At 69.5% G+C, this 24,323-nt stretch carries 20 protein-coding genes and 1 tRNA gene; 11 read left to right on the top strand and 10 right to left on the bottom strand.

The window, feature by feature from the left end; genetic code table 11:
• The first annotated feature begins 18 nt into the window (after positions 1-18).
• Entirely contained in the window at positions 19-1,008 is a 990-nt protein-coding gene (locus ACFU9P_RS14200) for a 2OG-Fe(II) oxygenase family protein (protein WP_384080157.1), read from the top strand.
• A 73-nt stretch (positions 1,009-1,081) separates the two neighbouring features.
• Here ACFU9P_RS14200 and ACFU9P_RS14195 read toward each other — a convergent pair whose 3' ends face one another.
• Positions 1,082-2,092, bottom strand: a complete 1,011-nt coding sequence (locus tag ACFU9P_RS14195; RefSeq protein ID WP_384080154.1) for a polysaccharide deacetylase family protein — start codon at positions 2,090-2,092, stop codon at positions 1,082-1,084.
• 34 nt (positions 2,093-2,126) lie between these two features.
• Entirely contained in the window at positions 2,127-3,143 is a 1,017-nt protein-coding gene (locus ACFU9P_RS14190; RefSeq protein WP_384080151.1) for a glycoside hydrolase family 11 protein, read from the bottom strand.
• A gap of 617 nt (positions 3,144-3,760) precedes the next feature.
• Between ACFU9P_RS14190 and ACFU9P_RS14185 the strand changes: the two genes are divergently transcribed.
• Positions 3,761-6,448, top strand: coding sequence for an ABC transporter substrate-binding protein (locus ACFU9P_RS14185; protein WP_384080148.1), 2,688 nt, complete (start codon positions 3,761-3,763; stop codon positions 6,446-6,448).
• Between the two features lie 187 nt (positions 6,449-6,635).
• On the opposite strand, the gene ACFU9P_RS14180 is transcribed toward ACFU9P_RS14185, so the two are convergent.
• Both ACFU9P_RS14180 and ACFU9P_RS14175 read right to left on the bottom strand, forming a co-directional pair.
• Positions 6,636-6,710, bottom strand: a tRNA-Arg gene (locus ACFU9P_RS14180).
• A 91-nt stretch (positions 6,711-6,801) separates the two neighbouring features.
• Positions 6,802-7,683, bottom strand: a complete 882-nt coding sequence (locus ACFU9P_RS14175) for a Ku protein (RefSeq protein ID WP_376382125.1) — start codon at positions 7,681-7,683, stop codon at positions 6,802-6,804.
• Between the two features lie 51 nt (positions 7,684-7,734).
• Here ACFU9P_RS14175 and ligD point away from each other — a divergent pair, with 51 nt between their 5' ends.
• Positions 7,735-8,625 carry a non-homologous end-joining DNA ligase gene (gene ligD / locus ACFU9P_RS14170; protein WP_376382123.1) on the top strand — a complete coding sequence of 297 codons (891 nt, stop codon included), beginning with the start codon at positions 7,735-7,737 and terminating at the stop codon, positions 8,623-8,625.
• A gap of 90 nt (positions 8,626-8,715) precedes the next feature.
• Here the strand turns inward: ligD and ACFU9P_RS14165 are convergent, their stop codons facing one another.
• On the bottom strand, positions 8,716-9,786 hold the full coding sequence (locus tag ACFU9P_RS14165) for a nuclease-related domain-containing protein (RefSeq protein WP_384080143.1): 1,071 nt from the start codon (positions 9,784-9,786) through the stop codon (positions 8,716-8,718).
• A 190-nt stretch (positions 9,787-9,976) separates the two neighbouring features.
• Here ACFU9P_RS14165 and ACFU9P_RS14160 point away from each other — a divergent pair, with 190 nt between their 5' ends.
• The 8 genes from ACFU9P_RS14160 to ACFU9P_RS14125 all read left to right on the top strand — a co-directional run bounded on the left by ACFU9P_RS14160 (position 9,977) and on the right by ACFU9P_RS14125 (position 18,168).
• Positions 9,977-10,264: a zinc-ribbon domain-containing protein gene (locus ACFU9P_RS14160; RefSeq protein ID WP_384080140.1), complete on the top strand. Its 288-nt coding sequence runs from the start codon at positions 9,977-9,979 to the stop codon at positions 10,262-10,264.
• A 232-nt stretch (positions 10,265-10,496) separates the two neighbouring features.
• A complete protein-coding gene (locus ACFU9P_RS14155; RefSeq protein ID WP_376382117.1) occupies positions 10,497-10,964 on the top strand; it encodes an SH3 domain-containing protein in 468 nt (155 codons plus the stop codon).
• A 185-nt stretch (positions 10,965-11,149) separates the two neighbouring features.
• The gene (locus tag ACFU9P_RS14150) at positions 11,150-12,622 is read left to right on the top strand and encodes an FtsW/RodA/SpoVE family cell cycle protein (protein WP_384080138.1); all 1,473 of its coding nucleotides are present in this window, start codon (positions 11,150-11,152) and stop codon (positions 12,620-12,622) included.
• Positions 12,619-14,085: a penicillin-binding transpeptidase domain-containing protein gene (locus tag ACFU9P_RS14145; RefSeq protein ID WP_384080135.1), complete on the top strand. Its 1,467-nt coding sequence runs from the start codon at positions 12,619-12,621 to the stop codon at positions 14,083-14,085. Before ACFU9P_RS14150 ends, ACFU9P_RS14145 begins: the two co-directional genes overlap by 4 nt.
• Positions 14,086-14,141: 56 nt before the next feature.
• Positions 14,142-15,488 (top strand): amidase, encoded by a 1,347-nt coding sequence (locus ACFU9P_RS14140; protein WP_384080131.1) that lies wholly within the window; start codon positions 14,142-14,144, stop codon positions 15,486-15,488.
• A gap of 114 nt (positions 15,489-15,602) precedes the next feature.
• A complete protein-coding gene (locus tag ACFU9P_RS14135) occupies positions 15,603-16,358 on the top strand; it encodes a TetR/AcrR family transcriptional regulator (RefSeq protein WP_384080129.1) in 756 nt (251 codons plus the stop codon).
• 71 nt (positions 16,359-16,429) lie between these two features.
• Entirely contained in the window at positions 16,430-16,711 is a 282-nt protein-coding gene (locus ACFU9P_RS14130; protein WP_384080126.1) for a hypothetical protein, read from the top strand.
• Positions 16,712-16,803: 92 nt separating this feature from the next.
• Positions 16,804-18,168, top strand: coding sequence for an NlpC/P60 family protein (locus ACFU9P_RS14125; protein ID WP_384080123.1), 1,365 nt, complete (start codon positions 16,804-16,806; stop codon positions 18,166-18,168).
• A gap of 80 nt (positions 18,169-18,248) precedes the next feature.
• On the opposite strand, the gene ACFU9P_RS14120 is transcribed toward ACFU9P_RS14125, so the two are convergent.
• The 5 genes from ACFU9P_RS14120 to ACFU9P_RS14100 all read right to left on the bottom strand — a co-directional run bounded on the left by ACFU9P_RS14120 (position 18,249) and on the right by ACFU9P_RS14100 (position 24,199).
• Positions 18,249-19,487: a styrene monooxygenase/indole monooxygenase family protein gene (locus tag ACFU9P_RS14120; protein ID WP_384080120.1), complete on the bottom strand. Its 1,239-nt coding sequence runs from the start codon at positions 19,485-19,487 to the stop codon at positions 18,249-18,251.
• A gap of 102 nt (positions 19,488-19,589) precedes the next feature.
• Entirely contained in the window at positions 19,590-20,294 is a 705-nt protein-coding gene (locus ACFU9P_RS14115) for an ATP/GTP-binding protein (protein WP_376382104.1), read from the bottom strand.
• On the bottom strand, positions 20,275-20,688 hold the full coding sequence (locus tag ACFU9P_RS14110; RefSeq protein ID WP_376382102.1) for a DUF742 domain-containing protein: 414 nt from the start codon (positions 20,686-20,688) through the stop codon (positions 20,275-20,277). The genes ACFU9P_RS14115 and ACFU9P_RS14110 overlap by 20 nt, the downstream gene beginning before the upstream one ends.
• The gene (locus tag ACFU9P_RS14105) at positions 20,685-21,167 is read right to left on the bottom strand and encodes a roadblock/LC7 domain-containing protein (RefSeq protein ID WP_376382100.1); all 483 of its coding nucleotides are present in this window, start codon (positions 21,165-21,167) and stop codon (positions 20,685-20,687) included. The genes ACFU9P_RS14110 and ACFU9P_RS14105 overlap by 4 nt, the downstream gene beginning before the upstream one ends.
• Positions 21,164-24,199 (bottom strand): nitrate- and nitrite sensing domain-containing protein, encoded by a 3,036-nt coding sequence (locus tag ACFU9P_RS14100; protein ID WP_384081001.1) that lies wholly within the window; start codon positions 24,197-24,199, stop codon positions 21,164-21,166. Before ACFU9P_RS14100 ends, ACFU9P_RS14105 begins: the two co-directional genes overlap by 4 nt.
• Positions 24,200-24,323: the final 124 nt, after the last annotated feature.

Here is a 24,323-nt window from a genome sequence, read left to right as displayed (position 1 = left end):
TCCCCGGAGGATTCTTCCATGCCCATTCTGATGCCGTCAGCACACGTTCCGACCATCGACATCTCGCCGCTGTTCGGCAACGACTCGGACGAGAAGACACGCGTCGCACAGGAGATCAACAAGGCGTGCCGCGGGTCCGGCTTCTTCTACGCGTCGAACCACGGCGTCGATGTCAAGCTGCTCCAGGACGTGGTCAACGAGTTCCACCGGACCATGACCGACCAGGAGAAGTACGATCTGGCGATCCGCGCGTACAACAAGAACAACTCACATATCCGCAACGGCTATTACATGGCGGTCAAGGGGAAGAAGGCCGTCGAGTCCTTCTGCTATCTGAACCCGTCATTCAGCGACGATCACCCGATGATCAAGTCCGGAACGCCGATGCACGAGGTGAACCTCTGGCCGGACGAGGACAGGCATCCCGGATTCCGCCCGTTCTGCGAGTCGTACTACCGGGACATGCTCCGGCTCTCCACGGTCATCATGCGCGGTCTCGCCCTGGCCCTGGGCCGGCCCGAGCATTTCTTCGACCCCGCCCTGGCGGAAGCCGACACGCTCTCCTCCGTATCCCTGATCCGCTACCCCCACCTGGAGGACTACCCGCCGGTCAAGACAGGCCCGGACGGTACGAAGCTGAGCTTCGAGGACCATCTGGACGTTTCGATGATCACCGTCCTGTACCAGACCCAGGTCCAGAACCTCCAGGTCGAAACGGTCGACGGCTGGCAGGACCTGCCCACGTCCGAGGACAACTTCCTGGTGAACTGCGGTACGTACATGAGCCACATCACCAACGACTATTTCCCGGCCCCGAATCACCGTGTGAAATTCGTCAACGTGGAGCGTCTGTCGCTCCCCTTCTTCCTCAACGCCGGCCACACCAGCACCGTCGTCCCCTTCACCCCGGAGAGCGCGTCCGGGAATTCGACGAACCAGCCGATGTCCTACGGCGAATACCTCCAGCACGGCCTGCGAGCCCTGATCGTCAAGAACGGCCAGACGTGAGCGAGGCAGGCCCCGGTCGGCGGCCGGGTGGCGCGGCAGCACATGGCCGCCGCGCCACTGGTGCGCTCGGGAGTCACGTTGTGGTGCAGGAGACCGTTGGCCAGGTTTGGTTGCCGTTGTGCTGGATGGTGACGCCCCAGTTGTTGCCACTGCCGTTGGGTTTGGCCGTCAGTGTCTGGGTGTTGGGGTAGCTCGCGCTGATGTTCCAGGTGGACAGGACCCTGGCCGGCGACGGTACGTTCATCGTCACGGTCCAGTTGCTGGAGCCGGTGACCGTAACGTTGAGGTTGTACCGGTCGCTCCACTGCTGACCGGCGGACAGAGTCGCGGTGCATCCACTGCCACCACCACCGCCCCCACCGCCACCGCTGCCATCGGGAGCCACGGCGCGGCCGGTCTGCGGGGAGATCATTCCGGCGCACAGGCCGCGGGCCGCCAGGCCCTGGGCGATACGCGGGATCGCCGCGACCGTGTTGGCGGGCCAGTCGTGCATGAGGATGATCTGGCCGTTGGTGAGCCGGCCCGCGGCCTGGACGATCGCGTCGGTGCTCGCGTTGTTCCAGTCCTGCGAGTCGACGTCCCAGATGATCTCGGTGAGGCCGTACTTGGCCGCGACCGACTTCACCGTCGCGTTGGTCTCCCCGTACGGCGGCCGGAACAGCTTCGGTGTGCCGCCGCCCGCGCCCGCTATGGCCTGCTGGGTCCGGGAGATCTCCGAGTCGATCTGCGCCTGGCTCTGCTGGGTCAGATGGGGGTGCGTGTAGCTGTGGTTGGCGACCCACATGCCGGCGTCGACCTGGGCCCGGACCTGGGACGGATTGGCGGCGGCGTACTGGCCCTGGTTGAACATCGTGGCCCGCAGCCCGTTCTGCCTCAGCGCGTTGAGCAGGCTCGTTGTGGTGCTGGACGGGCCGTCGTCGTAGGTGAGCCCGACGTACCCGTTGCAGGCGGCGGGCTGCGCGGGGGCGGCCGATGCGGGCGCGGCGGCGTTGGCGGTGAGGGCGCTCGCCGCGGCCAGTGCGACGACGGCCAGTCCCGTGACCAGGGAGCGTAAGGAGAGTTGTGCTTGTGCTCTGGCTTTCATGAGGAGTGGTCCTCCAGCCTGGGGATTCGGGGGGTCAAGTCGTGGTGCAGGAGACTGATGGCCAGGTTTGGTTGCCGTTGTGCTGGATGGTGACGCCCCAGTTGTTGCCACTGCCGTTGGGTTTGGCCGTGAGGGTCTGGGAGTTGGGGTACTCGGCGTTGATGTTCCAGGTGGACAGGACCCTGGCCGGCGACGGTACGTTCATCGTCACGCTCCAGGAACTGGAGCCGGAGACCGCGACGTTGAGGTTGTACCGGTCACTCCACTGCTGACCGGCGGACAAGGTCGCGGTGCATCCGCTGCCACCACCGCCACCACCGCCACCGCCCGAACCGGTGCCGCCCAGGGTGATGTTGGAGTTCCCGCTGCTCTGGTAGCCCTCGGTGCCGAGGATCATGTAGTTGAAGGTGCCCAGACTCATACCGACGCGGGCCCAGGCGTCGAAGTGGTTGCCGGTGGTGATGGTCCCGCCGGTCCTCTTCGCCTGCCGGACGCTCCAGTACTGGTTGAAGGTGCGGATGCCCTCGATGGAGGGGGCGTTGTAGCGCGTCGTCTGGTAGATGTCGTACGTACCGCCGTCGCTGGTGACGGTGCCCTTGTACGTTCCCGTGGGCCGGTACGTGCCCCAGTTGTCGACGACGTAGTACTCCACCAGCGGGTTCGTCGACCAGCCGTAGAGCGCCAGATACGCGTTGCCGGACGGGTTGAAGGTGCCCGAGTACGTCACACTCCGGCGCCCGCCGGTGCTCCAGCCCTTGCCGGCGACGAAGTTCCCGGTGTTGCTCCATGAAGTGCTGTAGTTGCCACCGGACCCCAGGTTCATGGACACCGACCCCTGTGAGTCGGTCCAGAACGAGTAGTAGTAACCGTTGTTGGTGCCGGTCTGATTCGTGGTGACAACCGTGTCGGCGCTGGCGGTGCCGGGCATGGCCATCGCGGCCACGGCAACCAGCAACAGGGTGCAGGCACTGCTGATGAACAGCCTGAAGCGACGGGCCGGCGCAAACCGGCCGAGCCTACGGCGCGTCGAGCGTGCGGGTGCGTCGTTCATGTACGTGCTTCCTCCTCGTCCTCATGAGGCCGATGGGGGCCGGGCAGCGTGACATGCGTCTGCAAGGTGCGGTGGGTCGTCGGTGGCGGCCAACATCGGCAGTGGTCGAGCTCTACCAACGGCGACAGTGTTGAACTGGCTCTGTCGGCTGTCAACAGTTTCGGCAACGAATGCGAAATATTCGCGGAGCCTGACATGGTGCCAGGCAAGCATTCACACAGCTCAGAGCCATATCAGGCCGATTAGATCAAGGTGAGCCCAGAGGTGACCCTCACGGCGGGATCAAAATCCAGGAAGACACTTCGAAACATTTCGAAGACTTTTCGGACCACAACGGCTAGTTCACGCCAGGGCACGGCAACCCGGCGTGACCGGCCACCCCCGGCCCGTCAGCGGTGACATGAACCGCGAGACGCAAACCGATACCCTGCACGCAGAAAGTGCCTTCCGCTGGGAACGACAGAACCCTCGACAAGGTTCATCATCCCAGCTCAGAAGGCATTTTCGCGCCCAGACCGCCAACTGGGCCCACCTCAACCGAAATGGCGGGACCGGGGGCCGGGGGTGCGAGGGCACCGCACATCTGTCCGAGGGCAAGCGTGGGGTAGGGGGAGGATATGCCAAGTCCGGACGAGGGTGCCGACAGCATTGAAAATCGAATAATCGGCATCTATCGACTGGTTTCCCGACTCGGTGCGGGTGGCATGGGTGAGGTCTACCTGGCCCACTCCCCGTCAGGTCGCCGTGTGGCCGTCAAAGTGGTGCACCCGCAACTGGTGCAGGACCCCTTGTTCCGGGCTCGGTTCCGTCAAGAGGTGGACGCCGCCCGGCGAGTCAGTGGCGCCTTTACCGCCCCAGTGGTGGACGCCGACCCGAACGCCCGGCAACCCTGGATGGCCACGGTTTATGTACCTGCCCCGACCCTCTCGAAGTATATCCGGGACAATGGCCCCTTACCCGTGGAAGAACTGTGGCAGCTCTTTGCCGGATTAGCTGAAGCCCTGCGCGACATCCACCGCGCCCAGGTGATCCACCGGGACCTGAAACCCAGCAACGTACTCATTACCGATGACGGGCCACGGGTCATCGATTTCGGTATTGCCAGGGCCATCGACCGCAGCGCCAGCGAAGTGCACACCAAAACTGGCCAAGTAGTCGGAACGCCGCCGTTCATGGCCCCTGAGCAGTGGCAGGTTCCGCCAGAAATCAGCCCGGCCACCGATGTCTTTGCGCTCGGCTCGCTCCTGGTCTACGCGGCCACCGGCCGCGGCCCCTTCGACTCGGACCATCCTTATGTGAGCGCCTACCACATCGTCCATCACGACCCCGACCTGAGCGCCCTGCCCGATCCGCTGCGGCCCATCGTCGAAAAGTGTCTGGACAAGAACCCGACCCGCCGGCCCACCCCGGATGAGTTGCTCGCCGTGGTGCACTCCCGCCGCGCCACCATTGTCACGCAGGACCCGGCGGATGCCGCGCAGGAGCCGGCGGACCAACGTGCGGCCCGCGTGCGGCACAGGCGTCCCGGCAAACGCGGTTTCACACGTGCCCTCACCTCTGGGCTCGCAGCCATCAGTCTGCTGGCCGTGGGGATTCCAGTCGTGCTGAACTGGCTACAGGAGTCGTCGCAGCGGACGGCCGACTCCGGCGCCGGGTACAACGCCGCCACCAAAGGCATCGCCAACGCATCGAAGACCAAGGGCGGCACGCTGCGGTTTGTCTCCAACCAGGAGGCCGACTCCTGGGACCCGCACCGCGCCTATTACGGGTTCGTGTGGGACTTCGCCCGCTACTACACCCGCCAGTTGGTCACCTTCGCCCCCGAGCCAGGGCGCAAGAGCACCACCCTGGTGCCCGACCTCGCCACCGGCCTGGCCAAGGTCTCGGACAGCGGCACGACGTACACCTACGCACTGCGTGACGGCATCACTTGGGAGGACGGCTCGCCCATCACTTCCCAGGACATCAAATACGGCATCGAGCGCAGTTGGGCGGACGATGTCATCTCCGGCGGCCCTGCCCACCTCCAGAAGACCCTCGACCCGAAGAAAACCTACACGGGGCCGTACAACGACAAGGATCCACAGAAGCTGGGTCTGCGGGCCATCGAGACCCCTGACGAGAAGACGATCGTCTTCCATCTGCCCCAGCCGAACGGCGACTTCGAGCAGATGCTCGCCATGCCGACGGCGTCCCCGGTCAAACGTGAGCGGGACACCGGCAGCGTGTACGAACTGCGACCTTTTTCCTCGGGTCCGTACAAGTTCGCCGCATATGACCCGAACCGCAAGCTGGTCCTGGTCCGCAACGGACAGTGGAACAAGGAATCCGATCCGATCCGTCCGGCGCTGCCCGACCGCATCGAGGTCACCTTCGTCACCGACGCGGACGACATGGACAACCGTCTCCTCAGTGGTGAATTCGATCTCGACCTGAACGGGACAGGACTCAGTCAGGCAGCCATCTCCAAGGCGCTGGGAAACGCGGACCTCAAGAAGCACCTGGACAATCCGAGGACCGGATACATCAGATACGCAGTCTTTCCGCAATCGGTCAAGCCGCTGGACAATATTCACTGCCGCAAGGCCATCATCTTCGCCGCCGACCACAAGGAGCTTCAAACGGCCCGAGGTGGACCGATTGTCGGTGGCGATATCGCTCCGAATATGCTCCCTCCGTCCATTACGGGCTCCGACCCGGACTACGATCTTTATGGCGTGCTCGACAACAACGGCAAGCCGGACCTTGAAAGAGCCAGGAAAGAACTCCGGGCATGCGGCAAGCCGAACGGTTTTTCCACGTCCATTGGCGTACGCAAGAACATACCAGCCGAGCTGGACACCGCCGCGGCCCTGCAGAAGGCACTGCGGAAAGTCAATATCACCACCACGATCGACCGGATCGACGGCGCCGCAGCCTTTGACGTATGGAAGTCGCCCAAGGCGGTGAAGGACAGAGGGTACGGCATCATCCTCATGGGCTTCGCTGCGGATTTTCCAACCGGTCAAGGTTTCTTGCGATCCCTGGTCGACGGGCGATTCGTCCTGGAGTCGGGTAACAACAACTACAGCGAACTCAATGATCCGGAGATCAATGCGCTGTTCGACGATGCAATTGCCGAACGGGATCCGGTCAAGGCCGGAATAATTTACCAACAGATCAACCGCAAAGTCTCCGAGAATGCAGTCTACCTACCCATTACTTACGAGAAGATCATGATGTGGCGCGGCCCCCGATTGGTCAACGCATACACGGCCGACTCCTACTATGGCCGCTATGACTATGTGTCGTTGGGCGTAAAATAGGAAATTGCCTCGACCGCCCCTGGCGGGCTGTGGGAGCCGGCCGCTGCCACCGCCCGGCACGGGCGCGTCCGCAGAGCGGGGTGGCATGGGTTCATTGCCGACCCACCCGACTGCATGCCCGCATGAACAACAGGCCCTCCGATCCGGCGTTTTGCCTGATCAGAGGGCCTTTTAGGCACCATAACCATGGTGCCCCCGGCAGGATTCGAACCTGCGCACACGGCTCCGGAGGCCGTTGCTCTATCCCCTGAGCTACGGGGGCGGGTCGCTGTGGTGGCGACGGGTGAAACCCTACCAGCTTCGGTGGGGTGGCTGTGAACAGGTATTTCCGGGGGCGGAGCGGGGTGGGTGGGTCAGGCTGTGGAGCGGGGCTTCTTCTTGGAGGGCGGCTTCTTCGCGGCGGCCTTCTTCTGTGGCTTCGGGGGGAGTTCGGTGACCTCGGCGACCTCGCCCTCCGCGCCGCGGGCCTCCTTTGCCGCGCGGACGCTGTTCTCCAGGGCCGCCATCAGGTCGATGACCCGGCCGCCGCCCTCCGCCGGCGCGTGTTCCGGCAGGGGTTCGCCGCCGGCCTTCGCGGCGATCATTTCCTCGACCGCCTCGCGGTAGTCGTCGTGCAGGGTGTCGAGGTCGACCGAGCCGAGGGTGTCCATCAGGGCGTCGGCCAGGTCGAGTTCGGCGTCCCGTACGGTCACCTCGGTCTCGGGGGCGACGCCCTCGGGGGAGCGGATCTCGTCCGGCCAGAACATGCCGTGCATCGCGATCACATCGCCGACCACCCGCAGCATGCCGAGCCGCTCGCGCCCGCGCAGGGCGAACTTCGTGACCGCGACCCTTTCGCTGCGCTTCAGCGCCTCGCGCAGCAGGGTGTACGGCTTGGCCGCGGGCACCCCGTTCGCCGACAGGTAGTACGCCGTGTCCATCTGGAGCGGATCGATCGAGTCCGCCGGGACGAACGACACGATCTCGATCGTCTTCGCCGTCGGCAGCGGCAGCGCGGCCAGGTCCTCGTCCGAGATCGGGATGATCGTGCCGCCGGCGTCCTCGTATCCCTTGCCGATGTCCGCGGCCGCCAGTTCCTTGCCGTCCAGCTCGCAGACCTTGCGGTAGCGGATCCGGCCGCCGTCCTCCTTGTGGATCTGGCGGAAGGAGATGGAGTGGTTCTCGGTGGCGTTCACCAGCTTGATCGGGATGCTGACCAGGCCGAAGGAGATCGCACCGTTCCATATGGATCGCACAGCCCATCCCTTTCATCCGTTAATAGGGAAGTTTTGTGGGATTCTCATCGTATGACGCCGATCACCGTGGTGGAGGGGCGGCGCCTGGCGCTCAGCAATCTGGAGAAGGTGCTGTACGGCGCGACGGGCACCACCAAGGGCGAGGTCCTGCACTATTACGCCCGTACGGCGGGCCCTCTGCTGGCCCATCTCGCCAACCGGCCCGTCTCCTTCCTGCGCTACCCGGACGGGCCCGGCGGCCAGGTGTTCTTCACCAAGAACCCGCCGCCCGGCACCCCTGACTGGGCGCGGGTCGCCGAGGTGCCCAGGAAGACGGCCGACAGCGGCCGGCAGGTGGTGGTGGAGGATCTGCCGACGCTGATGTGGGCGGCGAACCTGGTGGTGGAGTTCCACACGCACCAGTGGCAGGCCGACACACCCGGCCTCGCGGACCGGCTGATCCTCGATCTGGACCCCGGAGCGCCCGCGACCGTCGTGGAGTGCTGTGCGGTGGCGCGCTGGCTGCGCGGGCGGCTGGGCGCGGACGGGCTTGAGACCTTCGCGAAGACCTCGGGGTCGAAGGGGCTGCATCTGCTCGTACCGCTGGAGCGGGCCCCCTCGGCTGAGGTGTCGGCGTACGCGAAGGGGCTGGCCGTGGAGGCGGAGGCGGCGCTGCCGGAACTGGTCGTGCACCGGATGACCCGCTCGCTGCGTCCGCGGAAGGTCTTCGTCGACCACGGCCAGAACGCGGCGGCGAAGACGACCGCGGCGCCCTACACCCTGCGCGCCCGGCCGGAACCGACCGTCTCCACACCGGTGACCTGGGACGAGATCGCGGACTGCACGGCCGCCGAGCAGCTCGTCTTCCGGCTGGAGGACATCGCGGGGCGGCTGGAACGGTACGGGGACCTCCTCGCCCCGCTCCTCGACCCCGGCCGCGCCGGACCGCTGCCCGGGGCCTGACCTGGGTGCCCCGGCCCCGGGGCCTGACCTGGCCTGGGCCGTGGTGGGCCGGTCCACGGCCCGGGGTGCGCGTACCGCACGTACAGCGCGCTACACCGACAGCCAGGTGTGGCGGTCGCGGGCCGTCGCGTACAGGGCCTCGATGTCCGCCGGTTTGAGTACGCCGCCGAGGGACGCGAGCGAGGGGATCTCGGTGTCGCGCAGGATCCGTACGCCGGGCACGGAAAGCAGTGTGCCGCGACGGCCCGTACGGAGGGACCGCTCGGACGCGCCGGCCACTGCGAGGACCGGGCGTACGGCGGTGGCCAGGGCGTACGAGGCGCGCTCGGCGGCGCGGCGGGCCCAGCGTAGGTGCGGAAGCGGTGCGGAACGGCCCGTACGGACCATGGGGTCGGCGATACGGACCCGCTGTCCGCGGGCGGCGAGGGTACGGACGGCCAGCACGCCGGCCGGGCCGATCGCGAGGTGGTCGATCCGGGCATCGGCGCCGGGGAGCGGAATCGAGTGCAGCACCCGCCAGCCGGCCCCTTCCAGGTGGTCGAGCTGGTCGCCGATGATCTGCTGGGCGAGCAGTTCGGTACGCAGTGGGGTGTGACGCCATGTGTCCTTGCGCCATGTGCTCGCAGGCCATGTGGCCCGGCCCCATGTGCCGCGGCCCCATATGCGCTGACGCCATGGGGCTGCGCTCTGTGTGGCCTCGCCCTGCGGTGAGGGTCCGCTCTGTGTGGTCTCGCCCTGTGTGGTCGTACGCCATGTGGTCCGGCCACGGCCGAGGCGGCCCGGCCGGCCTGACGGTGCGGGCGACACCTCCCGTACCGCCGAAGCCGCCAGTTCCGCGTGGAGTGCCTCGCCCGGGCGGTTGGGGGCGAGGTCGTCGTCCGGGTGGAGGGAGAGCCGGTCGAGATCGGCGGGGGTCGGCAACGGGGGCGGTCCGACGGTCACCTCACCGGCGAGGTACGGCGTGAGCGCGGCCAGCACATCCTCGCGCCCCGCTCCCGGGAGCGCCCCCGGAAGCACGCTGACCCGGCCGCCCGATCCGGCCCCGGGCCCCTGGCCGTCGCTGTCGTACCAGGCGACGGTCGTACCGTCCGGCAGGCTGACATACAGCCGGTCCCGGCCCCGTACACGCACCGGAGTGACACGTAATCGGTTCGTCGTCACAGCACCTCACCCCCACTTCGGACGGACCCTGCCCATGGGACCAGCCGCGGGGCGGCCGAGGCAATAGCCCCCGGAGACCACCGAACCCCCCGGCTCACCCGCTCTTACCCGCACCGTCACCCCCGTACGGCAAGCTGGTTACAAGGACCGGACTCTGCCGGGGGCCGCGTGTCCCGCGGAAGGAAGCCAGATGATCATCTTCGGCACCAAGAGCTATCTCTACCAACTCGCGATACTCACGCTGGTCTGCGGACACTGCGGCAACCCCTCCGCGCACACTCTGAAGAAGCGCGTCACCAAGTTCACGCTGTTCTTCGTACCGCTCTTCGCGTTCTCCACGAAGTACGTCACCCAGTGCACCTTCTGCGGCGCGGAGCAGCGGGTGACGAAGGAGCAGGCCGACGAACTGCTCGTCCAGAGCACCGGCCACGGCGCCGCGAACCCCGCGTACAACCAGCAGGAGCAGCGAAACCTCTAGCGCCTGCCCCAGCCTGCCTCCGTCTGCCTCCCCCTGCCTCCAGCAGGCCTCAGCCGTCACACCTCAGTACGGCACAGCAATACGCCACAGCGGTAAAGGCACGGCGGTAACGACACGGCGATACGCCACGGAAAGTCATAATTTGCGGACTCTGAGTAGCGAACTTAGCGTGAGCCTCGCGAGTCATATGCCGGAATCACCGGCTCCTCGCCCTCAGGTCACAGGAGTCTCCATGCCCGTGCGTTCGCTCGGCCGTACCGCCGCCGCCCTCGCCGTCACCGCGGTCGCCGCCGCGACTCTCGCCACCGCCGCCGTCGTACCCGCCGCCGCCGCACCCCCTGCTCCCGGCACCTCGGCCACCGAGCCGAAGGACCATACCAAGCCGGCGGCCATGCCCACGCCCGAGCCCGTCACCACCAAGCCCCCCGGCGACACCGCCCCCGGCACCGACGCCGCCGTCCCCGCCCGTTACCGCGGCAAGGTCACCGCCAAGACCGGTCTCCTCCTCCGGGACAAGCCGACCCGCAGCAGCAGAGTCGTGGGCGAGCTGGAGTACGGCGACATCGTGCGCATCTTCTGCCGGGTGGAGGGCGGCAGTGTGGACGGGAACAACCGCTGGTACCTCCTCGCGGACGGCAGCTGGGCCTGGGCGTCGGCCAAGTACATCCGCAGCCTGGGTGAGACCCCGCACTGGTGCTGACGGGTGGTGAGACCCCGCACGGGTGCTGACAGGTGGTGACGGGGGCTGACGCAACACCTGACGCAACACCCGGCGCGGCACCTGGCGCGGCACCTGGCGCGAAATCAACCACAGCACCGGTCCGGCATGCCTTACGCCGCCACATAAACGGACATAAGGCATGCCGCCTTGCTACGTTTCGCTCCATGACCGCAACGACGGCGGACACTCCCCCGCCCGAGCCACGCCTCCGCAAACGCCGCGGCGTCGAACTCTCGCTGCTCGTCTGCGCCGTCCTCATCTCCGTCTTCGGCTACGTCAGTGTCGGCCTCGGCACATACGGAGCCGTGCCGCCCGGCGCCGCCGGTTATGGCGCCGGGCTCGGCATGCTCGCCCTGCTCGCGCATATCGCGGTCCGCCTGCGCGCCCCGTACGCGGATCCCCTGCTGCTGCCCATCGCCGTCCTGCTCAACGGTCTCGGCCTGGTCCTGATCTACCGGCTCGACCTGGAGACCCCGAACGCCGTCGCGGCGCCGACGCAACTGGTGTGGTCGACGTTCGGCGTCGCGCTGTTCATCGCCGTCGTCGTGTTCCTGCGCGACCACCGCGCGCTCCAGCGGTACGCGTATCTCTCCGTCGTCACCGCCCTGGTGCTGCTGATCGTGCCGATCTTCTACCCCGCCGTGAACGGCGCGAAGATCTGGATCAGGATCGGCGGACTCTCCTTCCAGCCGGGCGAGTTCGCGAAGATCCTGCTGGCGGTCTTCTTCGCCGCGTATCTCGCCGCGAACCAGAACGCGCTCACGTACACCGGCCGCAGGTTCCGCAAGCTGCATCTGCCCACCGGGCGGGTGCTCGGGCCGGTCGTCGCGATCTGGCTGCTCAGTGTGATCGTGCTGGTCCTCGAACGGGATCTGGGCACGTCGCTGCTCTTCTTCGGGCTGTTCGTGATCCTGCTGTACGTGGCGACGGGGCGCACCGGCTGGATCGCCGTCGGTCTGCTGCTCGCGGCGGCCGGCGCCTTCGCGGCCGGCTCGCTGGAACCGCATGTGCACAGCAGGGTGCAGGACTGGCTCCACCCGTTCGCGTCCATCGAGGCGGGGCGGGGGCCCGGCCAGCTCGCGCAGTCGCTGTTCGCGTTCGCGGCGGGCGGTCTTTCGGGGACCGGGCTCGGCCGGGGCGAGTCCATCCTGATCGGCTTCGCCGCCAAGTCGGACTTCATCCTCGCCACCGCTGGCGAGGAACTGGGGCTGCTGGGGCTGGCCGCGCTGTTCCTGCTGTACGGGCTGCTGGTCGCCCGGGGGTACTGCGCGGGGCTGGTCCTGGTGGACCCGTTCGGCCGGTTGCTCGCCACCGGGCTGGCCTCGATCCTGGCCCTTCAGGTGTTCGTCATCGCGGGCGGGGTGATGGGGCTGATTCCGCTGACCGGTATGGCGATGCCGTTTCTGGCGCAGGGCGGCTCGTCCGTGGTCACCAACTGGATCAGCGTGGCGCTGCTGATCCGGCTGAGCGACTCGGCACGCAGCCCGCGGCCGGAGGCCCGTACGGATGAACGTACCGACGCTGCGAACCCCGCGGGCCCCAGGAGCCCCGCTAGCCCTGCGGGCCACAGCAACCCCGCGGGCCCTACAGGCTCCACAGGCCACAGCAGCCCCGCCGTCCTGGAGGACGACCGGTGATCCGCCATATCCGGCACACCGCCCTCTTCTGTCTGCTTCTCCTCATCGCCCTGCTGCTCAACGCCATCAGGATCCAGCTCGTCGAGGCCCGTTCCCTCGACAACAACCCCGCCAACCGCCGCGCTTCCGTGGCCCGTTACGCCCAGCCGCGCGGCGACATCCTGGTCGAGGGCAGGACGGTCACCCGCTCCAAGGACACCGGCGAGCTGCTGCGGTACGAACAGACCTACACCCAGGGGCCGTTGTACGCGCCCGTCACCGGCTACGCCTCCCAGACCTACGGCACGACCCTGCTGGAGAGCGCCGAGGACGACGTCCTCTCCGGTACGGAACCGCTGCTCTCGCCGCTCCCCTTCCTCCCCCTCTGGCACGACATCACCCGCGGCCGGCAGCCCGGCGGCACGGTCGTCACCACCATCAGGGCCTCGCTGCAACGCGCAGCTTACGAAGGGCTCGCCGGGCGGCGGGGCGCGGTCGCGGCGATCGAGCCCACGACGGGCAGGATCCTGGCGCTGGTCAGCAGCCCTTCGTACGATCCGGGGCGGCTGTCCGGCACCGGCAGTGAGGTGACCGCGGCCTGGAACCGGCTGACCGGGGCGAGCACGCAGCCCATGCTCAACCGGGCGATCCGGGAGACCTATCCGCCCGGTTCGGCCTTCAAGATCGTTACGGCGGCGGCAGCGCTGGAGTCCCGTACGGTCGTGGACGCCGACGCCCCGACGCCCATCGCCGAACCGTTTGTCCTGCCCGGGACCAGGACCACCCTCCCCAATGAGGTGACGGGCTGCCATCGCGCGTCCCTGTCGTACGCGATCAGATGGTCGTGCAACTCGGTGCTGGCCGGGCTCTCCGTACGGACCGGGCCGACCAGGATGGCGGAGACCGCGGAGGGGTTCGGTTTCAACGACAGCGGACTGCGGATCCCCACCGCGGTGGTTCCGTCCCGCTTCGGCACCCGGATGAGTGACGCCGAGCTGGCGCTGTCGTCCATCGGGCAGCTCGACACCCGGGCGACCCCGCTCCAGATGGCGATGGTCGCGGCCGCGGTGGCCAACGGCGGGGACCTGAGACACCCCTATCTGGTGGACCGGATCACCACGTCGGACGGCGATGTGGTGTCGCATACGGGCGAGCGGCCGTACCGGCGGCCGATGAGCCCGGCGACGGCGCAGCAGTTGCGGGAGATGATGACCGAGGTGGTCAGGGACGGTACGGGTACGAGGGCGGCCATCCCCGGGGCGACGGTCGGCGGGAAGACGGGGACGGCGCAGCACGGGGTGGGCAACTCCGGTCTGCCGTACGCCTGGTTCATCGCCTGGGCACAGGAGGAGGACGCGGTACGGCCCGCCGTGGCGGTGGCGGTGGTCGTGGAGGACGCGGCGGCCGACCGCACGGACATCAGCGGGGGCGGGAGCGCGGCGCCGATCGCGCGGGCGGTGATGGAGGAGGCGCTGGGAGACTGAGCGGGGTTGGCGTTGGGGTGGGGGTGCAGGTGGACGGGGGTCCGATGAGGGGGACGATGACGGAGCCGGTGCCGGAGCCGGGGACGGAGCTGGTCGCGGAGGCGCTGGCGCGGATCGAACGGCGCGATCCCGAACTGTGCGCGTTCATCGAGGTATGGGGCGACGAGGCGCTGGAGCGGGCGCGGACGGTGGACCGGCGGCTGCCGCTCGCGGGGGTGCCGTTCGCGGTGAAGGGACCGTCCGGGATCCGGTCGTACGCGGCGGGGCGGCTGATCGCGGCGGGGGCGGTGCCGGTCGGCTCGACGGCGGTGCCGGGGCCGGGTACGTACTGGCAGACCTGGGGGCAGGGCAGGTACGGCCGTACGCTCAACCCGCACCGCGCCGACCGCACCCCCGGCGGGTCCTCGGCGGGCTCCGCGGTGGCGGTCGCGGCAGGCATGGTGCCGCTGGCGACGGGCAGCGACGGGGCGGGCTCGGTGCGGATTCCGGCCGCCTGGTGCGGGGTGTTCGGCCTGAAGACGACGAACGGGCTGCTGCCGTCGCCGGACCGGACGGGGCTGGCGTCGGCGGGCGTGCTGGCACGGTCGGCGGCGGAGGCACGGGCGTATCTGACCTGTGTGCTCGGCACGCGTGTGCTCGGCACATGTGCGGTGACCTCGTGTACGCCTGACACATGTGCGGCCGATACATGTACGCGCGGCGCATGTGTGGCCGGTACGCGTGCGCCTGACACGTATACGGCCGGCACGTGTACGGCCGATACATGTGCGGCAGCTACATGTGCGCCGGGCACGTATGCGCTCGACACATGTGGCCGGTCCGAGGTGCGGCTGCCGGTGCCTGCGGTCTTCTCGCCCGATCTCGGGTTCGCGGACTCGGACCCGGAGGTGGTGGCGGTGGTACGGGACGCGGTGGAGCGGCTCGTGACGGCCGGGGTCGTACGACTCGTACCACCGGCGCACGAAGCGCACCCGCACCCCGGGCACCCGGTGCCCCCGTCGCCGGCCCCAGCGCCCCGCTCCCCCTTCGCCCTGCTCGATCCGCGCGAGGCCTGGACCGCGGTGCGCGGTGGCCACCTGGCAGGGCCAACGGGCGCACGTGCCGCGGAAGTACGGGCCGAGAACGACCGCAGGCTGGACGCCCTGTTCGCCCGTACGACCCTGCTGCTCACCCCGGTCACCCCGAACAGACCGCATGGGCACGAAGGCCCGGGCGACCGCTACTCCACCGCGCTGACCTGGGCGTTCAATCTGAGCGGGCATCCGGCGGCCAGCATCCCGGCCGGATTCACCGCGGACGGCTGCCCCGTCGGTCTGCACCTGGTCGCGGAGCGCGGAGCGGACGCCTCGCTGCTCGATATCGCCACCGCGGCGGAACAGCACACGGTCACCGTCCGGCCCTGACAAAAGAGTTGACGGTCCATCCATGTCCGGTACGCGCGCACCGCGCCGCGCCGGGAGCGGGAGTTCACCCGGCTCGCCTCGGGACAGGCGGCCGGGTGCGGTTACGCTGCCCGCATGACCGCGCCGCCAACACCCGCGTACCGGAGGCTCAGCGTCGAGGAGCGCCGTGCCCAGCTCCTCGCCGCGGCGCTCACGCTCTTCGCGCACCGGGCGCCCGAGGATGTCTCCCTCGACGACGTAGCGGCGGCGGCCGGGGTGTCGCGGCCGCTCGTCTACCGGTATTTCCGCGGCGGCAAGCAGGAGTTGTACGAGGCGGCGCTCCGCTCCGCCGCCGACGAGCTGGAGCAGTGCTTCGCCGAGCCGTCCGCGGGGCCGCCGACCGAGCGGCTGGGGCGGGTCCTCGACCGCTATCTGGCCTTCGTCGACGAGCACGACGCCGGGTTCAGCGCGCTGCTCCAGGGCGGCAGCGTCTGCGAGACGTCCCGTACGACCGCGATCGTCGACGAGGTACGGCGGGCCGCGGCCGAACAGATCCTGCTGCACATCTGCCCGGGCCGCCCGTCGCGGAACGTCCCGGGCATGCCGGGAACCCCGGGGCCGCGCCTGCGGATGATGGTGCGCACCTGGATCGCCGCGGTCGAGTCGGCCTCACTGATATGGCTGGACGAGGAGAAACGTCCCCCCGCCCCCGAACTCCGCGACTGGCTGGTGGACCACCTCATCGCCCTGCTGGTCGCCACGGCGGCCTCGGACGAGGAAACCGCCGGAGCCGTGGACGCCCTGGTCTCCCGCGAACGCCCGGACGGCCCCGTAGTCAGACTGGCCCGCAGAGTGGCCCCCCGGGTAACCGAAGCAGCCCACCTCCTCTGACCACCCTGCCCCCGCACCGCACCGCCCCTCCCCGACCGGCCGCGGGCACGGGGCTGAGGGAGACTGAGAGGGTGAGAAGTGAGGACACCCTTTTTGTCGGGGGGCCGATGGACGGGCGGGTGGTGGCCGTGTTGACCGGGCTCACCGGGCATCCGCCGAAGTGGTACGAGATTCCCGTGCCCGGTGCGGACGGCGGGCCCGTTGTGGTGCATACCTATCGGCGCGCGCCCGCCGGGTACAGCAAGCGGCTCGGGCTTCAGCGGGGGTGGATCTACGAGTACATGTCCGCGGGGCGGGAGCGGCGGGCGCTGAAGTGGCCCTGGTCGAAGCCGGGCGGTCCCTCTCAGGGGTGACACTCGTCCGCCAGACCGCCTAGTGGCGATGTATTAGCCGTATAAGCACCTTTCCTTATCTCATCATCACCTGGGGCTGGACCGTCCGTCCCGTGACCGGAGGTGATGAGGTGTCAGGCAGAGCGGTACGAGTACGAGCGGCCTGGGCGGCAGGGCTGGCCGCCGTGACGGTGCTCGGCGCGGTGCCCTGCGCCTCGGCGGCCCCGCCCCCCTCGCCGTCGCCCGCCGCGTCCAGCGACGCCCCGGACCAGGCCGCTGACGCTGACGCCGATGAGGCCGATGAGGCCGCTGACGCCACTGACGCCACTGACGCCACTGACGCCACTGACGCCACTGACGCCACTGACGCCGACGATGCCGTGGACGGCGTGGACGGCGCCCCGCCCCGTACCGTCTCCCAGATGCTCACCCGCCTCCAGCGCCTCTACCGGCAGGCCGAACGCGCCACCGAGGAGTTCAACGCGACCGAGGACGAGCTGACCCGGCAGCGTGCCGAGACCAAGCGGCTCTCGGCCGCCCTCTCCCGGGCCCGTACCGCACTGGCGCTCAGCCGGGGCGAGGCCGGCCGGCTGGCGCGCGAGCAGTACGAGGGCCACTCCTCCGAACTCTCCGGCTATCTGCGGCTGTTGCTCGCCGAGGACCCGCAGCACGCCCTCGACGAGACCTATCTGCTGCGCCGCTCGGCCCGCCACCGGGCCCATACCCTGGCCCGGCTCACCGGCGGCGAGAAGCGCGCCGCCGCCCTCGCCGCCGCCTCCCGCGAGGCCCTCGCCGCGCAGCAGGCCCTCGCCACCAAGCAGCGCAAGCAGCGCGACATGGTCCGTTCCAGGCTCCTGGACGTCGAGAAGTTGCTCGCCTCGCTCAGCGGACGGCAGATCGCCGCGGTGGCCGCGCTGGAGAAGGCCGGTACGGACAAGGCCCAGCGCGAGCTGCTCGCCTCGGGCGCGCTCGGCGAGGGCCTGGGGCCGAAGGGAGCGGCCGGAGCGCCCGGCGGAGGTGCGAGCAGGGCGCCGTCGGCCAACGGCGACGAGGCGGTGCGCTACGCCGTCGGGCAGATCGGCAAACCGTACGAGTGGGGCGCCGAGGGTCCCGACACCTTCGACTGCTCGGGGCTGACCCAGCAGGCCTGGGCGCGCGCCGGCGTGCCCATCCCCCGTACCAGCCAGGAACAGTGGGACCAGCTCCCCGAGATCGAACTGCACGAACTGCGCCCCGGTGACCTGGTCATCTACTTCCCGGAGGCCACGCATGTGGCGATCTATCTGGGCGACGGAATGGTGATCCAGGCCCCGCGCCCCGGTGCCCGGGTCAAGGTCTCCCCGATCGCCGCGAACCCGCTGCTGGGCGCCGTACGCCCGGACCCCGAGGCCGGGTCGCTGTCCGCGGGTGAGTACGAACCGCCGGAGCTGCCCCAGGGCGCCATGGACGGCTCGGACACGGGGTACAACGAGGGCTGAGCCGCTACCCGTACACGACCGGGGCCCGCGTCGGCGCGCGCCCTCAGGCCCCCGCACGCCCCTCTCACGCCCCCGCCCCCTCACGCCGTCCCCGACGCCTCCGCCAGATACGCCTCCGCCTTCGCCGGCTCGTAGAAGAAGTTCTCGAAGTCGGCCGGGTCGTCGAAGCCGTTCGCGAACCGGTCGGCGACGGCCGGGAGTTCGGCCGCCGCGCCGATCAGGTTCAGGACATGCTCCGGCACCGCGCCCAGCATCGCGTTCGTCCACTTGGTGGCATGTCGCGCGGACTCCCAGAACCGGTCGAACGCCGACCGCATCCACGCCTCGTCGAACGGCCGGTCGCCCCGCTCCACGATCGAGTCCAGATACGAAGCGGCACACCGCGCCGCGGAGTTGGCGCCCTGCCCGGTGATCGGGTCGTTGGCCACGACCACATCGGCCGCCCCGAGGACAAGCCCGCCGCCGGGCAGCCGCCCGACCGGATGGCGCACGGTCGGCGTATAACGGCCCGTCAGCGTGCCGTTGGCGTCGGTCAGTTCGACCCGGGCGGCACGCGCGTACTCCCAGGGCGTGAACCGTTTCATCAGCTCCAGCGTGAGCGCGAGATGCTCGCCCGGGTCCTCGACGCCCGTGAAGACATCGAGCGGCCCGCCGGGGACGCCCTCCCAGAAGAGGATGTCGGCGCGGCCGGAGGTGGTGAAGGCGGGCATCACGAACAGCTCGCCGACCCCCGGCACCAGATTGCAGCGCACCGCCTCGTACTCCGGATGCTCGGGGCGCGGGCCCAGACCATGGACGTACGCGACGGCGAGGGCGCGCTGCGGGGTGTCGTACGGGGAGCGGGCGGCATCGCGGCCGAACATCGAGACCAGTTCGCTCTTGCCCGCCGAGATCAGCACCAGGTCGTACGCGCGCGAGAAGTGGTCCAGGTCGGAAACGGACGCGCCGTGGATCACCAACTGCCCGCCGCGCTGCGCGAACGTCTCCAGCCAGCCGGCCATCTTGACCCGCTGGTCGACGGACTGGGCGTACCCGCCGAGCCTGCCGACCCAGTCGACCGCACGGGTGGCGTCCGGCCCGGCGACGGAGACCCCGAGGCCTTCGATCCTCGGGGCCTGCGACTCCCAGAAGTCCAGCTTGAGATCGCGTTCGTGCTGGAGCGCCGTGCGGAACATGCACTGCGTGGACATGACCCGGCCGGTGCGTATCTCGTCCGCCGTACGGTTGGACATCAGCGTGATCTCGTACCCCCGCGTCTGCAGGCCGAGGGCGAGCTGAAGCCCGGACTGGCCGGCTCCGACGACAAGAATCTTCCGCAAGGCGGGGTCTCCGTTGCTGCGTACGTGGTCGCGGTGGTGCGTTCACGGACGCGGTGCTGGATGCGCGGACGCGGTGCTCGCGGTGCCGGATGGCGCGGGCGGCTACTCGGGCGATGTCTTGAGCGCGTGCCGTACCAGCGTGAGCATCGACTCCACGACCGTGTCCCGCTTGCGCGCGTCCATGGTCAGCATCGGGATGTCGTCGGGAATCGTCAGCGCGTCCCGTACATCCTCGACGTCGAACGGTTCCGCGCCCTCGAACTGGTTGACCGCGACGACAAAAGGCAGCCCGGCGCTCTCGAAGTAGTCGAGCGCGGGGAAGGCGTCGTCGATCCGCCGCGTGTCGCAGAGAATGACCGCGCCGATCGCGCCGCGCACCAGGTCGTCCCACATGAACCAGAAACGTTCCTGGCCCGGCGTGCCGAAGACATACAGCACCAGGTCGTTGTCGAGCGTGATACGGCCGTAGTCCATCGCCACGGTCGTGGTGACCTTGTCGGGCGTGGCGCTGAGATCGTCGGTCTCGGCGCTGGCCTCGGTCATCAGGGCCTCGGTCTGGAGCGGGGGGATCTCCGAGACCGCTCCGACGAAGGTCGTCTTGCCGACACCGAAGCCGCCCGCGACCACGATCTTGGTGGCGATGGGCGCACGGCTGTGGTCCAACTGCCAAGCCTTGAGCGGCTCTTCGGGCTCGGGCACCGGCGGCACGAACGGCAGGGCCCCCGATCTCGGATGGAACAGCGAAGCCCCCGCACCCGAGCCCGGGACAGCGGCAGTAGTTGTGACGTCAGAGACGACGGAGTCCACTCAGCACCCTTTCCAGCAGCGCGTGGTCGGGCTGGCCGGTGCCCTGCCCGGTTCCGTACACACGGATTTTTCCCTGGTCGGCCAGGTCGCTGAGAAGTACCCGGACGACTCCCAGCGGCATCTTGAGCAACGCCGAGACCTCGGCCACTGTACGCATGCGCCGGCACAGCTCGACGATGGCCCTCATCTCCGGCATGACCCGGGAGGAGGCACCGCCGTCCGTCAGCTCCTTGCGCTCCTCCGGCGCTTCGATCGCGGCGACGAAGGTCTCCACGAGGAGCACATGCCCGAACTGGGTACGCCCGCCCGTGAGCGAGTACGGGCGCACCCGGGCGGACCGGTGATCCTCACCCCGGGCAGACAGCCGACGGCCCGGATCGGATACCGGCGTCATTCGCCCTTCTCCATGGACTTCCGCAACTCGTCGCGGAGTTCAGGGGTGAGCACATGTCCGGCGCGCCCGACGAAGAGCGCCATATGGTACGCGACCACACTCATGTCGCAGTCAGGTGTGGCGTGCACCCCCAGCAGCGAGCCGTCGCTGATCGCCATGACGAAGACGCTGCCCTCCTCCATGGCGATCATGGTCTGTTTGACCCCGCCGCCCTCCATCAGCTTCGCCGCTCCCACGGTCAGGCTGCCGATCCCCGAGACGATGGTGGCCAGATCGGCGCTGGAGCCTCTCGGGCTCTCGTGGCGCTCGGCGGCGGCCGCCTCGGTGTTCTGCCCCGGATCGGAGGAGAGCAGCAGGAGTCCGTCGGACGACACGACGGCGACCGAGTGCACTCCTGGCACCTCCTCGACGAGGTTGCTCAACAGCCAGTGCAGGTTTCGGGCTTCGCTGCTCAGTCCGAACGTACCGGTCGCGGTCAACTGCGTGCCTCCTCGACTGTTTCCCCCGTCTCATCGGTATGTATCCCGGTGCGGGCCGTGGACGACGCCACCCGCTCCGTGAGTTCGGCCTCGACATCGCGTCTGCCGTCCTTCGCCCCTTGGTGGAAGCCGCCTAGTCTGCGGCGCAGGGCTTCCGCGTCGACACTGCCGGTCCGCTCGGTCGGGGCGGTGGCAGGCTTGACGATTCTGGGGGTGCGCTTGGGCAGACCTTTGCCGGTGGTGCGCTCCCGCCGGGAGGCGGGGCCGGCTGCCGGGGTTTCCGCCGCGGCGGCCGCAGCGGGGGCCGGCTTCGGCGCCGCGCTGGTCCGGCGCGGCAGCGGCATCGTAAAGGTGTCCTGGTCCGGGCCCGCGGTCTCCGAGTCGCCGTCGCGGACGCGCTCATGGCGGTCGGGGCCGATGGCGTACGGCCCGGGCAGCGGGGCGGGGTCGGGTACGGCGAGGTCCCTGGCGGCGGGGAATCCGCGCCCGGCTCCGGGCTCGGACTCGGACCCGCGCGCCGACTTCGGCTCCGGCTCCAGCTCTTCAAGCTCTTGTACGGCGAGCGGCTCGGATTCCGGCTCCTGCTCCCGTATCGCGAGGGGCTCCGGCCCGGGCTCGTCCTCCGCGGACCCGTCGGCCTCCGCCGATTCGGCGTCCGCGGCCTCCGCGGCCTCCGCCGCTTCGGCCTCCGCCTTGCGGATCGCCTCCTCCGCCGCCACGACCAGCGGATCCGGTTCCGAACCCGCGGGCAGGCCGGGCGAGTCGGTCTCCTCCGGCGCCTCCACCTCCGCCGCCGCCACAGCCGGTTCCGGCTGCTGGGCGACCGAGGCCGGTGCCGTCCGGTGCGGCGCGGCGGTCTGCGGGGACGCCTGCGGCGACGCCGGGAGCAGCGACGGCGGCAGGACGAGGACCGCGGCCACGCCGCCCTGCTCGTGCTCGCGCAGCTCGATCCGTACGCCATGGCGCGCCGCGAGCAGTGCGGCGACCCGCAGTCCGAGGCCCTCGCCGTCGATCTCGTTCCCGTACCGCTTCCGCGCTCGGCCGTCGAGACCCACGCCGCCCAGCGGGTCGTCCTTGGTGTCCTCGGGGTTGGCCAGCCGCGCGTTCAGCTCGGCGAGCCGGTCCGGGGACATCCCGATGCCCTGGTCCTGTACGGAGAGCATCACCTCGCCGCTCTCCAGCAGCCAGCCGGAGAGCTGGACTTCGGCCTCCGGCGGGGAGAAGGACGTGGCGTTCTCCAGCAGTTCGGCGACGAGATGGCTCAGGTCGTCCGCGGCGAAGCCGGCCACCTGGGAGTGCGGCGGCAGGGACTGGATGGTGACCCGCTCGTACCGTTCGATCTCGCTGACCGCGGCGCGCAGGACGTCCACGAGCGGGACCGGGCCGTGCGAGCCGCGGCCGTGGTCGTGGCCCGCGAGCACCAGCAGGTTCTCGCTGTGCCGGCGCATGACCGTGGCCATGTGGTCGAGCTTGAAGAGGGTGTCGAGGCGCTGCGGGTCCTGCTCGTCCTCCTCCAGCCCCTCGATCACCGCGAGCTGGCGCTCCACGAGGCCGAGCGTGCGCAGCGAGAGATTGACGAAGGTGTGGTGGACGGTGTGGCGCAGACGCTGGAGCTGGGCGGCGATCTCGGCCGTACGCTCCTGGAGTTCGGCGCGCTGGGCCGCGACCTTCTCGCGCGCGCCGATCAGGTCCGTACGGTCGCCGTTCAGGCTCTCGGCCCGCGCGGAGAGGTCGAGCAGGGTGCTGTGCAGGCCGTTGAGGGACCGTACGACCTGCGCGAACTCGTCGTTGCGGCCGGTGAAGACGACCGGCGTCTCGGTCGCGGGCGACGCCGCGAGCCGGGCGGCGCCGATACGCAGGACGGCGAGCGGGCGGGTGAGCGTACGGGCGACGGCGGTGGACACCCCGACGGCGACCAGCAGACAGCCGCCGAGGAGCGCGATCCGCAGTTCGAGGCCGGTGACACCGTCGTCGCGGAGCTTTTCGAGGCGTTCGAGGCCGCGGGAGCCGAGCCCGGACTCGACACCGCGCATCTGGTCGACCCTGGCGGAGAGGGCGGCCTCCGCCTTGTCCTGGTCGGCCTCGCGGTCGGCGTCGGAGAGTTCGGGCTGGTCGGTGAAGCGGGTCAGATACCGCTCGGCGGTCTTGACGTCCGGGCCGGTGACGGTGGCGGCGAGGGATTCGCTCGCCTCGGTGTCCGCGGTCTGGTCGAAGTCGGCGAGCGCGGCGAGTTCACGGACGCGCGACTGCTGGGCGGCGGCGGTGAGTTCGTCGCGGAGCTGGTCGTTCTTCTTGCTGTCCGAGTCGGACCCGGACTCGACCGGGAGCCCGGTGACCGGGTCGTACTGCGGTCCCGAATCGGTGGGCGCGGGTACGGCGAGCGCGGCCATCAGCAGGCCGCGGGTGGCGGACGCCTGCTCGACGGCGCGGCCGAGCGCGCCGGGTGCGCGGGTGCCGTCGGCGATCTCGGCCGGGGTCTTCTCGGCCAGTTCGTCGGCGAGGGCCTGGAGCTTGGCGATGACCTCGGAGTACGCGCGGTACGCCTCCAGCGCGGAGCCCTTGCCGGTGAGGGCGGTACGGCGGATGGAGGGGACGGTGGAGAGGTCGTGCAGCAGCCCGGGGGAGGCGGACGCGGCGGCGCGGATCTCGTCGATCTGGCGGTCGACGCGGGCGCTCCGGGCCTCGGAGACGGTGTAGAGGTCCTTGCCGCCCCCGCTTCCGTTGTCCGCGGGATCCGGCTGCTCCTCGCGGCCCGCGGCGATGTAGACGATCACCTCGTCGCGCTCGTCGGCGAGGGAGTGGGACAGGATCACGGCCTGCTGGTTCAGCTCGGCGAGGGTCACCAGCCGCTGGGCGTCGTTCAGTTCGGCCGAGGCGGTGAGGACGGCGGGGGCGCCGGCCGCGATGACGGTGATGCCGACGACGGCGACACCGGCGACGAGCCGGGTGCGGACGCGGACGCGGCGGCCTTCGGGGACCGTACCGCCCGTACTCGTACCGGCACCGCTGCCGATACCCGTACCGCTACCGATACCGCCTCCGGCGATACCCGTACCGCCGCCGAGGGCGCCGGCGGACCCGCCGGACTTCCCGGGCTTGCGCGCCTTGCCTGCCTTCTTGCCCTTGCCGGCTGCCTTGCCCGTGCCCGTGGGCTGT

Source organism: Streptomyces sp. NPDC057617 (assembly GCF_042800555.1).
Lineage (GTDB): Bacteria > Actinomycetota > Actinomycetes > Streptomycetales > Streptomycetaceae > Streptomyces.
This window is presented reverse-complemented; position numbering and strand designations above follow the sequence as displayed.